At 33.8% G+C, this 12,773-nt stretch carries 11 protein-coding genes; 3 read left to right on the forward strand and 8 right to left on the reverse strand.

Annotated features, from left to right (window positions below; all coding sequences use genetic code 11):
• Positions 1-36: 36 nt before the first annotated feature.
• Genes AABL52_RS18030 through AABL52_RS18045 form a run of 4 tightly spaced genes read right to left on the reverse strand, consistent with a single transcriptional unit; the run spans position 37 to position 4,403 of the window.
• A complete protein-coding gene (locus tag AABL52_RS18030) occupies positions 37-1,302 on the reverse strand; it encodes a Gfo/Idh/MocA family protein (protein WP_000626889.1) in 1,266 nt (421 codons plus the stop codon).
• A gap of 26 nt (positions 1,303-1,328) precedes the next feature.
• Entirely contained in the window at positions 1,329-2,162 is an 834-nt protein-coding gene (locus tag AABL52_RS18035; protein WP_033659821.1) for a carbohydrate ABC transporter permease, read from the reverse strand.
• Positions 2,155-3,099, reverse strand: coding sequence for a carbohydrate ABC transporter permease (locus AABL52_RS18040; RefSeq protein ID WP_000389888.1), 945 nt, complete (start codon positions 3,097-3,099; stop codon positions 2,155-2,157). Before AABL52_RS18040 ends, AABL52_RS18035 begins: the two co-directional genes overlap by 8 nt.
• A gap of 53 nt (positions 3,100-3,152) precedes the next feature.
• The gene (locus AABL52_RS18045) at positions 3,153-4,403 is read right to left on the reverse strand and encodes an ABC transporter substrate-binding protein (RefSeq protein WP_000758669.1); all 1,251 of its coding nucleotides are present in this window, start codon (positions 4,401-4,403) and stop codon (positions 3,153-3,155) included.
• A 434-nt stretch (positions 4,404-4,837) separates the two neighbouring features.
• Here AABL52_RS18045 and AABL52_RS18050 point away from each other — a divergent pair, with 434 nt between their 5' ends.
• From AABL52_RS18050 to AABL52_RS18060, 3 genes are all read left to right on the forward strand, one after another.
• On the forward strand, positions 4,838-5,701 hold the full coding sequence (locus AABL52_RS18050) for a PucR family transcriptional regulator (protein ID WP_341518115.1): 864 nt from the start codon (positions 4,838-4,840) through the stop codon (positions 5,699-5,701).
• Between the two features lie 102 nt (positions 5,702-5,803).
• Positions 5,804-6,907, forward strand: a complete 1,104-nt coding sequence (locus AABL52_RS18055; protein WP_341518116.1) for an ABC transporter ATP-binding protein — start codon at positions 5,804-5,806, stop codon at positions 6,905-6,907.
• A 619-nt stretch (positions 6,908-7,526) separates the two neighbouring features.
• Entirely contained in the window at positions 7,527-7,991 is a 465-nt protein-coding gene (locus AABL52_RS18060; RefSeq protein WP_016134128.1) for a hypothetical protein, read from the forward strand.
• 19 nt (positions 7,992-8,010) lie between these two features.
• Here AABL52_RS18060 and AABL52_RS18065 read toward each other — a convergent pair whose 3' ends face one another.
• From AABL52_RS18065 to AABL52_RS18080, 4 genes are all read right to left on the reverse strand, one after another.
• Complete coding sequence (locus AABL52_RS18065; RefSeq protein WP_016134127.1) at positions 8,011-8,289, reverse strand: hypothetical protein; 279 nt, start codon at positions 8,287-8,289, stop codon at positions 8,011-8,013.
• 28 nt (positions 8,290-8,317) lie between these two features.
• On the reverse strand, positions 8,318-9,580 hold the full coding sequence (locus AABL52_RS18070; RefSeq protein ID WP_341518117.1) for an MFS transporter: 1,263 nt from the start codon (positions 9,578-9,580) through the stop codon (positions 8,318-8,320).
• 144 nt (positions 9,581-9,724) lie between these two features.
• Positions 9,725-11,137, reverse strand: a complete 1,413-nt coding sequence (locus tag AABL52_RS18075) for an S-layer homology domain-containing protein (RefSeq protein ID WP_341518118.1) — start codon at positions 11,135-11,137, stop codon at positions 9,725-9,727.
• 309 nt (positions 11,138-11,446) lie between these two features.
• On the reverse strand, positions 11,447-12,688 hold the full coding sequence (locus AABL52_RS18080; protein WP_341518119.1) for an N-acetylmuramoyl-L-alanine amidase: 1,242 nt from the start codon (positions 12,686-12,688) through the stop codon (positions 11,447-11,449).
• Positions 12,689-12,773: the final 85 nt, after the last annotated feature.

The following is a 12,773-nucleotide window of genomic DNA, read 5'->3' on the forward strand; positions in this document are numbered from 1 at the left end:
TCGTACATTTAATTTGTTCCTTTATATGCGCTCTTCTTATTTTGCTGGATTCATCGATTCTTGTAAGTCTGTCACATATTGCTTAAGATTTACTGTTTCACCCGTTATTCTTGATCTTTCAGCCGCAAAGGCAATCAAATGACTATTTGCCGAAATCATTGCAGACGTTAAACTTTCTGTTTTATTGTTTTTTACCTTTTCGATAAAATCAGTCATAATTGCATTATCTGCTCCCATATGTCCACCTTCTATTGTTTCTGGGTAAATCGTTTCAACCTCACCTGAAAAATATTTGACCTTCAATTCATTTAATACATCATGACCATGAATTTCACCATGTGTTCCCATAATTTTAAACGTACGGCAACACTCTTTCGTAAACGCAGACATTGTAAAAGCAACTGTTACATCATTATCAAATAGCAAATTTACTACTTGATGATCTACAACATCATTGTCACAATGGTACACACAACGCCCATAAGGTCCTTTTTTTAATGCCTCCAGTCTATTTTCAATGCTTGTATCAATAGAAACTACATTCGCTGGCCATTCATCTCTCTCGTGTAAATACCATTTTAAAGCAGAATATTGGCAGTTTTCTTCAACTTCACAACCATCTGTACAACGTAGCGTCGAACCCTTAGGTGCATGTTCGGATTTAAAATGAGTCAAACTTCCAAAAGATGAAATCTTTTCACACTCTGCACCCACAAGCCATTGTAGCACATCCATATCATGACAACATTTTTGCAAAATCATTGAACTTGATTCAGATTTATTACGCCAATTCCCTCTTACAAAACTATGCGCTTGATGCCAATGACCAACATTTTCATTCCATTGAATTGAAACGATGTCCCCTATCTTCTTTTGATCAACAATTTCTTTTAAAGTCCTATAAAATGGTGCATACCTTAATACGTGACATACTGTTAATAATGCGTTATATCTCGTGGCAGCCTCTGCAATTTCCAATGTCTCTGTAGGGCTTGGTGACATTGGTTTTTCTAATAAAATTTTGTATCCCTTCTCAATCGCTTGCATAACAGGTTTATAATGAAACCGGTCGGGCGAACAAATAAGCAATACATCACAAAGCTTTTCTTTCGCTAATAACTCTTCCCATGTTTCAAATTGCATATCTTCCGAAACGCTATGCATTTCAGAGAATTTCCGTCTTTTTGCATTATCCAATTCTGCAACCGCAACAAAAGTTATCTCTGTTGGATGTTCTAACGCGTAAGAAGCATAAGCGTACATTCCACGACTTCCTGCCCCAATTAATGCCGCTGTAATCATTCATATCCTCTCCTATTCTATTATTCTTATTTTCCACCTGTAATTGTAATTCCTTCAATAAATTGTTTTTGTAAAAAAACAAACAATAACAACATTGGTAAAATCGCTAAAAATGATCCCGCCATTAGTACCGGATAGTTTGTTGCATATTGCCCTTGTAGTGAAGATAAACCAACTGACAATGTCATCATATCTGGTGAATTATTTACAATCATCGGCCACATCAATTCATTCCAAGACCAGAGTGTTGTAAATATACCAAGCGCAATTAAACCTGGTTTCGCAAGAGGCAGCATAACATACCAATAAATTTGGAAGTGATTGCAACCATCTAATCTTGCTGCTTCTTCTAGTTCCTTTGGAACGCCCATAAAAAACTGACGTAATAAAAAGGTACCAAATGCACTAAATAACCCAGGTACAATTACCGCTTGTAATGTATTCAACCAATCCAGTTTTACCATAATTAAATATTGTGGAAGCAAAAACACTTGAGCCGGAACCATTAGGACGGAAAGGGTTAGTAAAAACAGTACATTTCTACCTGGAAATTGTATTCTAGCAAAAGCATAAGCTGCTAATGAGCATAAAAACAACTGCCCGACCGTTCTAGCTATTGTAACAATTACAGTATTCATCATAAATTTAAAAAATGGTAATAAGTTGAATATTTCCGTATAATTACTCCACATAAATTGAGATGGGATAATAACTGGTGAAACTTGAACAGATTCTGTATAAGTTTTTAGAGACGTTAATATCATCCAAATAAAAGGACCAATAGTTAATAAGGCACCTATGATAAGTATTGCATGAATCATAATTGTATTTTTATTGACTGCACCTACTCTTTTATTCATCATAATGCACCCACTTTTTCTGTAATATCATTTGAATCGCTGTAATGATTAATATAATAATTAATAATACAACTGCTATGGCTGCCGAATATCCTTTCTCATTTAAAATAAAGGCATTTTGATAAAATAAATAAACAATAGATTGTGTATTTTCAATTACATTACTTGTTCTACCAATCATCATAAAGATGAGATCGAATACTTGAAATGCTCCAATTAAAGACATAATCGTTACGAAGAAAATAACTGGCGATAAAAGTGGCAATGTAATCTTAAAGAAAATTGTAATTGGCCGGGCTCCATCCATAATTGCCGCTTCATAGTATGTTTTAGGGATGTTTTGGAGACCAGATAGAAAAATAACCATGTTATATCCTATCCCCCCCCAAATCGCAACTATAATAATTGAATATAATGCAATGTTAGGGTTGGTAAGCCAATTAGGACCATCAATTCCAAACCATGATAACATGTAATTGAGTAACCCATAGTCAGAATTATAGATCCATTTCCATACCATAGCGATTGCAGCTGGCATTGTAATAACAGGTAAAAAATATAATGTTCTATAAAGGGATTTCCCTTTAATGTTTTGATTTAATAGCACCGCTAATATGATGGATAAAAATATACCGATTGGAACAGTAAGCACGATATAAATAAATGTATTTTGAAAAGCCTTTCCTAAATCTTTATCAGTAAACATCTTTTTATAGTTTTCTAGTCCAATCCATTCATAGCTACCAAACGCATCCCACGCTGTAAAACTAAAATAAATATTTTGCACAATTGGCCACATATAAAAAATGAATAACCCTAACATAGTTGGGGCAATCATGACATATGCCCATATATAATCTAATTTCTTTTTCTTTTTATATTTTTTTTGTATATGTGTATTTTTTTGCTCCACTACCTTTATTGATAGATCCTCCATCTCTTCACTCCTCCCATAATTTTTGATTTAAAGCAAGGAGAGGATCCCTCTCCTTATTTTTTAGAAAGAACTTCATTTGCTTTCTCTGTTAATTCTTTTGTTGCTTCTTCAACATTCAATTCTCCTCCCCATACCCTTTTTAATACTTTTGTTTCTTGCTCCCATAAAGCTCCTGTATTTTTCACACTCGGTAATGGGTAAGAATATTCAAGACCAGTGATATACGCTTGTAAATTCAAGTTTGGAACGGATTTAACCCACGCTTCTTGTGTTCCATTAAAAGCAGGAATGACTGTTCCAGTTTCTGCAAACACATCTGCTGCCTCTTTAGAACCTAAATATTTCACAAATTCCCAAGCTGCATCCGGATATTTTGTTTTCGCTGAGATGACATTTGCTAGACCATGAATCATAACAGCTCTTTCTTTTCCTTTTGGCATAACAGCAATATTTAAATCAGGATTTTTCTTATATTCTGGTACCATCCAAGGCCCGTCAAAAATCATCGCTACTTTACCTGATAAAAACAAATCAGATGCTGTTGTCTCTGTCATTTGAGCAAATGTTGGTGATAATCCTTCTTTAATAAAACTAATGTTATAATTAAATGCTTCAATTGCTTGTGGTTTATTAAATCCTACTGTTTTTTTATCTTTAGAAAGCACATACCCTTTATTTTGATAAATGAGATCATAATAACCGCCTTGATTTCCCATTGCTGCTGCAAATCCCCAAACACCTTTTTCCTTTTTCGTCAATTGCTTTGCAGCTTCTTTCATTTTCTCCCAATCCCATGAATCATCTGGATATGCTACTCCAGCTTCATCAAATAATTTTTTGTTATACCAAAGTGCCGTTGTATCAAAATCTTTTGGAATACCGTAAGTTTTATTATCTACTGTATATAAATCAACTAAAGATTTTGGGTAATTTTCCAATTTATAATTATCTTTTTTCGCTTTATCATCCAAAGGCATCAATACTTTTCCCGAAGCGTATTTCACGACATTTGGTCCATTCATCCAAAATACATCCGGCAATGCATTTCCTGTTGCTGCCGTTTCAAGCTTCTGAAAGTACTGTCCGTACGCTGTTAATTCTATTTTCACTTTAATATTCGGATGTTTTTCATTAAACTGTTGAACCACTTTCTCCACTGCTGGTAGTTGTTTCTTATCCCAAAGTGCATACCGTAATTCTATTTTTTCATCTTTAGATGACGTGTTAACTTTTTCGCCACTGTTAGAACATCCTACTATTGCCAATAGCAATGTTGACAAAAAGAAAATAAACCACTTTTTCATCCTTTTTCCTCCTCTAGAAACAATCATCTATATAACAAAATCTTTACTTATGTTTCTTGTAACTCACTGACAACAAATTAAACTAATATAATCAACTTTACAAAAGATTTGGAGCACCTTGTAAATAAAGCGTTTACAAACGAATTTTATTCATTTATAAAAACAATGCTCTTCTCTCCCTTCCTATCAATTTTAGTAGACTTATGTCATTACCAGTTGAAGGAATAAACTATCATTGATATATTATTTATACATATACCAATTCGATCACGACATGATGTTGTCATTACCAGTTGTTATGAAGTATAACACTATCACTTTTTCCTCCGCAATATATTTTCTGAATTTTTTAAATTTTTATCACAAACTATGTCAATCCATTATCCCTATAGCATTTGTTATTAATAAATAATATAAAGATAAGGAGTGTTCATATGATTCAACAATTAAAAAGATATTACGATAAAGATATAAAAATTAATGAGGCCATACTTTCTGAAGAGTACAGTTGGTTTTTGATTGATGGGAATAGAGTAGGAATTCGTAAATCTCGCTTACATAAACAAGAGTGTCAATTACTTTCATCCCTCTTAACTCCCCTCCATACTGACACATGCTATGAAACAGAAATAGAAAAGTATTGGTACGAAGCGTTATATCAGAGTAAAGATATTCAAATAACATCTGTACGCTTTTTACATTTCTTCACAACGCATCCTATAACGGAACGAGAAGAATTTCATAATGCTTTACATTCAATACTTGGTTTTGATAATCCTACAATATGGGAAACTTCACAAACTGGAGTCCTCATCTTAACAGAAAATATATCTGAATATAGATTGCAAACAGCCCTTGATACGCTGGAAACAGATTTTTTTATATCCTTATTCTTTTTTGTCGGCAGACACTACACCCATACCAATCAAATTTCTCACTTGTATCAATGGGAACGAAATTTATTTTCTTATCTTTCTCCCTATCTATCAAAGAAAATTACATACATTGAACAACTCCTTCCTTATCAATTAATGACCTTATTACCAAAAGAAAAGAGGGAAAAATATACAAATCATTTATTAGCACATGTTTTCAATGATAAAGAGCTAATAGAGAGTATTAAAGTATTCTTCCAATGTAATTTAAATGTATCACTTGCGGCAAAACAATTATATTTACACCGAAATACTTTACAGTATCGAATTGACAAATTTATTGAAAAAACAGGATTGAATATAAAAACATTTGAAGGTGCTGTGGCTGTCTATTTGGCTTTTCTTTCTTTGAACATCTCGTAATTTTGCATAAAAAAATTAACATTTTTTGTGCAACTTGCCAATTCACCTTACAATCAATAAACCTTATAATTCAGTTAATTATAAAAATAGGGGTGATGTATAATGGCCGAACTCGTATTAGATCATATTTTCAAATTATATGATAATAAAACAACTGCTGTTTCTGATTTTAATTTACATATTCAAGATAAAGAATTTATTGTATTTGTTGGTCCTTCTGGTTGTGGAAAATCAACTACTCTACGTATGATTGCAGGTTTAGAAGATATTTCTAATGGTTCATTTTATATTGATGGTAAACTTATGAATGATGTCGCTCCAAAAGATCGTGACATTGCAATGGTATTTCAAAATTATGCACTATACCCACATATGTCTGTTTACGATAATATGGCGTTTGGTTTAAAATTACGAAAACTACCAAAAGATGAAATTAATCATCGCGTAACTGAGGCGGCAAAAATATTAGGTCTTGAAGATTATTTAAAGCGAAAACCAAAAGCATTATCGGGCGGGCAGCGACAGCGTGTTGCATTAGGAAGAGCTATCGTTCGTGACGCAAAAGTATTCTTAATGGACGAGCCTCTATCCAATTTAGATGCTAAATTACGTATAAGTATGCGTTCAGAAATTTCTAAGCTTCATCGTCGTTTAAACACAACTACTATATATGTAACACATGACCAAACGGAAGCAATGACAATGGCATCACGCCTTGTTGTGATGAAAGATGGTATCATCCAACAAGTTGGTACACCAAAAGAAGTCTATGATACTCCTGAGAATGTTTTTGTTGGCGGATTCATTGGTTCTCCGGCCATGAATTTTTTTACTGGAACATTAAAAGATAACTATTTTCATATAGAAAACATTCGTTTTAAAGTACCAGAAGGACAATTAAAAAAATTGCAGAAAAAGGGATACAACCAAAAAACACTTATACTCGGTATTCGTCCAGAAGACATTCACGATGAACCAATTGTCCTTCAATCTTCTCCCGATTCAACTGTCGAAATTAATATTGAAGTTGCTGAATTATTAGGTGCTGAGACTATGATACATGGAAAACTTGAAAATCAAAGTTTTGTCGCACGAATTAATGCTCGATCAGAACTGAAAGCTGGCGATAAGCTTTCAGTAGCCTTTAGTTTAACAAAAGCACATTTTTTTGATAGTGAAACAGAAGTACGTATACGTAACAATTAAACAAGCTTAATTGGTTATCCTAAAGTCAGACGTACGAAAAAAGCTGTGTAGTATGGCCTCTACACAGCTTTTTCCTCTAATCCCCTAAATATATTGAATATACTATTTAACGTTCTAATGAGGGCATTCTGCTCTCAAACATTTTGATGTCACTCATTTTATTTTCTCATTATATTCGCAGGGCTAAGGAGTGATTGTCCGTGTACTTAAAAACAAATGAACGCGATTAGTATCACATAACATTGCGATACTAACCATATCAAACTCGTTACATATCCCTTCAACCAATACTTTGAAACACTCTTCTATAATCATTTATTTCGGAAAAATTAAACAAAAAACCTGAAGAAACTACCTATACTTTGGATACTTAAATTACCACGGACCTTACGATTTTTAGTAGCATTCCGGATCCAGCTTCCCTTTCATTCTATGCCTAAAGGCGATCGGCTTTCTTGTTGGGAAAAAGCTGTACTAACACTAAGTATAAGCGTAACAACTAAGATAATGACTCCTAATCCGATATTCACAAAACGAACTCTTACATTATATGGTATACCCTTTCACAAAAAGAAAATAATAATAAATAAATCCGTTACAGAATGGGAGCTCTCTAAAAATGAAACGAAAAATATTTTCTCTCTTTGCACTAATCTGTTTAGCACTACCAATACAAGCTGGTGCATACACATTTCAATCACTACCAATTGAATCAAAGTCAAAACAGTGGTATATCGAAATTGATAAATCCCATAACGCAAACAAGCAAGCAGTGCAGACAAAACAAGGTGTATACGATACATATCGCTTACTCGTAAAAAACATCGGCAACGATGTGTCAAACGTAGCTGTAGAAATAGTTGATAACACCCCTACCTCTAAAGCTACTTTTAATCCTACTTTTCTAAATAGCAACGTTTCAAAAAATCAGACGAGCTTTGACTACATCGTATTCCCTTTAGATTTTAACAGCCACAATTTCAAAGTCGTCATCACTTGGGAAGAAAAGAATTTCTCTTACAACGGTCATCCGGTAAATGAAGGGAAACAAATGAAACAAACATTTGTATTTAATGAAGAGTAAGCCCTAATTTGATTAGGGCTTACTCTTCATTTACAAAACCAGATTGAATTGCTTCTGTCACTTCTTTTGTGATATCCAGTTTTGTTGCATCAGTGCTAATTTTCTTATGCCAAATATGTACGGAAGGCTTTTCGTTACAAAAATGTTTTATTAATACTAGTTGGTTATTTGCTAGCTTATTTTCTCTATGGGTAGCAATATAGACTGTGAAATTTTTTGCTTCAAAGATCTTTTCCTGCAAAGTGTATTGGCTGTCCAATTCCTTTGCTACTATATCGTTCAAGTTTTCTATAATCATATAAGTTATTCTCCTTTCCCTTATATCATCAATCAAATCGTCGAATACTTGGTACACATAATGCTACTCCAATTGTTACAAGCACTAATATAGCTAGTGTTATGATCGTTATTTCGCCACCTATGACCGTAGCTAACCATCCTACAACCACATAACCTAGTGGCAATAAAGCAAATGAACCTAGCATATCAAGGCTTGCCACTCTTCCAAATGCTTCTTCTGGCACAAGCTCTTGTAAACTTGTTTCCCAAATGAGTCCAAATATCATCATACCGAACCCTTCAATTGCCATTAATACAATTAAACCAGGTGCCGAGGCAATAAACGGCATTATTAAAAGCGCACAACCACTTATTAAAACACCACCATAGGCAAGTAATCCCCGCTTATGCCACCGTTCTCTCCCGCCAAATATTAGCGCGGCAATTACAGCTCCAACACCAGAGGATGCCATCCCTAATCCATACACGTATGCTTCAAAATGATGATGAACATTAAATAACCACGGAATTAATACGACGATAATTCCTGCATAACAAATATTGATGAAAGAAAAAACTAAAATTGTAATCCATAGCCACGGATGACTTTTTAAAATGAAAACACCTTCCATAAACTCTTGTTTGTAATCGATTTGTCTCTTTTCAATGGTTTTTACTTTTTTAAACTTTATTTCTCTTAAAAATATTAAACATAAAAATGATAGCAAATATGTTACTGCATCCAGTCCAAATCCTATTCCGGCAGATGCAACTGAAACAATCAATCCTCCAAGAGCCGGCCCAATTAGTCGTATACCTTGATTACTCATTTGCGTTAATGCATTAGCTGCATTTCGAATTTCCGGTACAAATACTTTCGCCCTTACAGCCGCATATGCTGGCTGAAATATCCCTTCCATAAGCCCATATAACGCTACGAGTACGTATAGAAGTGGAATTGTTAAAACGTCCATAAATATAAGCGTTGCAAGTAATAGCATTAATATGCAACGAATTATATCTGTAAATAACATTAATTTCACCCGATCAATTCGATCTACGACTAATCCAGCAAACGGTAACGCAAGAATATTAGGAAGCATGTACATTGCCATAGTCATTCCCATTACAACTGTTGAACCAGTCAATGAATACACAACGACTGGCAAAATAACCATCGTTATCGAACTACCTAAAGTCGAAAGTAATTGCCCGATCCACAAAAATTTAAAATGTGGTGACGCTTTAACTGGCAATAACAATTTACCGACATAACTTACATGTTTCTCTGTTCGTATTTCTCCTTGCATACTTCTCTCCTCTTTTCAAATTAAGTTAACACTAAATATAAAACAGAAAATTCAATCTTTGACACTTATAATTATATATGAAACTGTTAAATTATTGGTAAAAATATAAAAAGGTGTTTTCATAAATGAAAACACCTTTTTTATTTATAATTTTAAGTTCTTCTTCAATGTCCAATACTTTTCTTGAGCATTTTCAAATGAAAATTCTACCCAGCCGTTTGGATCTTCACGATATACATTTACTTTCTTACCATTTTCTAATTTTCCAACTTCATTTTGTGTAACATTTGGTACACTCTTAATTGTATAGCCAAATGAATATGGTACTTGATAGTAAGAGCCTACTAATTGAACAGTAGCTGTTGCATCTTTTGCATACTCTTTATATGGAATCGCTTCGCCTAATGCATTTACATTTAATGTATTAGGATTTTTCGGTAATCGTTTTACATTTTCATAATCTTTCTTGTTAAACGGTTTAATTCGCTCCATAATATTAGCAATTTTTCTAGACCATTCCATATCTGTTGCATACTTAATATTCATAGCAGGTAATGTGTAGCCGCGGAAATAATCAGCACCGTCTTCTAAGTAGTTCTTTCTTACATAATCAGCATTATACGAAATACTTTCCTTGTATGACGGTAAATATTTTGCATGTGCGAATGGATCCCAATCATATGCTCTTAAACCAAATAAATTATGTTTACGATATGCAATTTCTGATTTACCATAACCAGATTCTAAGATTGCATGTGCAGCTAAGTATAATGCGCTCACACCATACTCATTTTGTGCTTGAATAAAATCTTTACCAGTTCCAATAAGCGGACTATCTGCATGGGAATTTTTAATAAACTCATCAATCTCTAGTGCCGTTACGTTAGATGGTAATGTCACATCTAGATTAATATATGAAGGCTGTTCAACAGGAACATCCTTTTTAATTTGCATCGCTTTATATAATAATTGTGCATAGCTCTCACGTGTTAATACACCTGATGGGTCAAATCCTCCAAGGTTATTCCCTGCTGCTACACCATTGGATTGCAATGCACTAATTGCCTCTTTTGCCCACCAATGCGCTGCATCTATATCATTAAATGTATGTGGTGCTTTTACTTCTAATTTAAATGCTTTTTGCAAAATAACAGACATCTCAGCACGAGTTAACGATTCTTTCGGTCTAAATGTTCCTTTACCATCACCTACAAAAATCCCCATATCTGTTAATGCCAAAATTTCTTTTTGGAACATCGTCGTTCCTGCACTAATATCAGAGTATGGATTTTTATAATCAGTTTTTGCTTCTGGTTTTAATGCACGATACATTAATGCTGCTACTTGCTCACGAGTTACAACATCTCCAAAGCCAAATTTACCATTATCGTACCCTGCAATAACCCCTTTTGACGTTAAATCATTAATCGCTTCAAGTGCCCAATGATCTTTCGGAACGTCTGGAAATTCTTTTGTAGATGCAAACGAAGTTGCTGGAGCCATCACTACTTGAAGTGCGACTGTCACTGCTAACACATTAGAAATAACTTTTTTCATAAATTTTTTAACACGTTATGTATATACTTGTCCCGTGTTAACTTGCCTCCCTTTATCGTATAATTTTCCCTATTAAACTAACAAACTCTTAATTAGTCAACAGTAAAAGTATACGTGATAAAAATAAACTAATCTACCATTATTTTATTCATAATTAGTATAATACGATATATCTTTTTATTCCGATACAAAATTACACAAACTTACATAAATTGAGCTTTAATCAACCCCCACCAATCGGGTTGCGCGACAAATAGCGGGATAAAAAGCCCACCTCTATATAGACGATGGGCTTAGCAATCAATATTGTTATTTCGTTAAACGAGATTTTGAAACATCAAAACCTTTCCACTCATAATAATCTAAAATACCCGCATAAATTGCCTCAGCGGCTATTTGTCTTCCAGATTCTGAAGCTAACTTCTCATAATCCTCGCTGTTATCTAAAAATGCTAGCTCCGTTAATACTGCTGGCATCTCATTTTCTCTTAGTACATAAAAGTCTTCTGGTTTCACACCACGATCTCTTGTATCTAGAGCTTTAACTAATCGTTTTTGTATTTTATCAGCTAACATATAACTATCTTTTTCACGCTCAGTTAATTCTTTCTTTTCAGATCCTTTATAATAAAAAGTTTCTGTTCCATGTCCATCATGTTTTTGAGAAGCATTTGCATGGATACTTACAAAAATATCTCCATTATGTTCCTTCGCGAAATCCACACGATTTTTAAGGTCTTCTCCTTGTTTTTCACCAAGACGAATATCTGTTTCACGTGTTAACATCACACGGAATGGAGTTTGTTTCTCTATTAAACTTTGTAATCTTTTAGATGTATCTAATACAATATCACTTTCATGTAATCCTTGTGTCGCTTTCCCAGGATCTGTTCCTCCATGACCAGGATCAATAATAATCATCTGTTCTACTAAAGGATTTCCTATTTTAAGAGAATCTGCTTTTTTAATAAATTGAGCTGCCTCTGCTTTAGTTAGAATTTTTTCTGGCTCCCATCTGTCACCAGTCCCAACAGAAATCCCTAATTCAACTAGGATGTTAGCTTTTGCTTTACCCCAACTTTTTTCTAAATCACTGAATTTAGTTGCTGGAGTACCATTTACTTTAGAATCTAATTTGTAAGCTTCTACAATAAGAGAGGCCATTGAAACTCGATCAATTTTCCCAGTTGGATCAAATACACCTGGTCCTTTCCCTTTAACAACACCAGCTTTTTCTACAGCTGCGATGAATGGAGTATACCACTCATTTTGAGAATCACCGAAAGATGGTTTAGCATTTTTATCGATTGGTAAGTTTAAGATTTGAGCCATCATTGTAGCTGCTTCTGCACGAGTGATTTCTTTTTCAGGCTCGAACATTCCTTTATCGTTACCTTTAACTGCACCTTTATCTACTAAATAGTAAATAGAATCTTCTGCCCAATGTTTAGCTGGGACATCTGGAAATTTTTTTGTTTGTGCGAAACTACTAGATGAATAAGATAATATACTAGCTGCAATTACTCCTGCTGCGATTATTCTATTTTTCATAGAATATATTCCCCTCTCAAGTACAATGTATTTATGTAACAGACTAATTATAGTTCTGAAAATTAGTAATAGTCAATTGTAATTT

It is taken from the genome of Bacillus paramobilis, from assembly GCF_038096195.1.
GTDB lineage: Bacteria > Bacillota > Bacilli > Bacillales > Bacillaceae_G > Bacillus_A > Bacillus_A mobilis.

What these genes read in the sequence shown, in the direction of transcription:
- AABL52_RS18040 (WP_000389888.1), bottom strand. Translation starts at nt 3,099, where the DNA reads ATGGAGGATCTATCAATAAAGGTAGTGGAGCAAAAAAATACACATATA.
- AABL52_RS18055 (WP_341518116.1), top strand. Translation starts at nt 5,804, where the DNA reads ATGGCCGAACTCGTATTAGATCATATTTTCAAATTATATGATAATAAA.
- AABL52_RS18065 (WP_016134127.1), bottom strand. Translation starts at nt 8,289, where the DNA reads ATGATTATAGAAAACTTGAACGATATAGTAGCAAAGGAATTGGACAGC.
- AABL52_RS18035 (WP_033659821.1), bottom strand. Translation starts at nt 2,162, where the DNA reads ATGAATAAAAGAGTAGGTGCAGTCAATAAAAATACAATTATGATTCAT.
- AABL52_RS18070 (WP_341518117.1), bottom strand. Translation starts at nt 9,580, where the DNA reads ATGCAAGGAGAAATACGAACAGAGAAACATGTAAGTTATGTCGGTAAA.
- AABL52_RS18060 (WP_016134128.1), top strand. Translation starts at nt 7,527, where the DNA reads ATGAAACGAAAAATATTTTCTCTCTTTGCACTAATCTGTTTAGCACTA.
- AABL52_RS18080 (WP_341518119.1), bottom strand. Translation starts at nt 12,688, where the DNA reads ATGAAAAATAGAATAATCGCAGCAGGAGTAATTGCAGCTAGTATATTA.
- AABL52_RS18030 (WP_000626889.1), bottom strand. Translation starts at nt 1,302, where the DNA reads ATGATTACAGCGGCATTAATTGGGGCAGGAAGTCGTGGAATGTACGCT.
- AABL52_RS18045 (WP_000758669.1), bottom strand. Translation starts at nt 4,403, where the DNA reads ATGAAAAAGTGGTTTATTTTCTTTTTGTCAACATTGCTATTGGCAATA.
- AABL52_RS18075 (WP_341518118.1), bottom strand. Translation starts at nt 11,137, where the DNA reads ATGAAAAAAGTTATTTCTAATGTGTTAGCAGTGACAGTCGCACTTCAA.
- AABL52_RS18050 (WP_341518115.1), top strand. Translation starts at nt 4,838, where the DNA reads ATGATTCAACAATTAAAAAGATATTACGATAAAGATATAAAAATTAAT.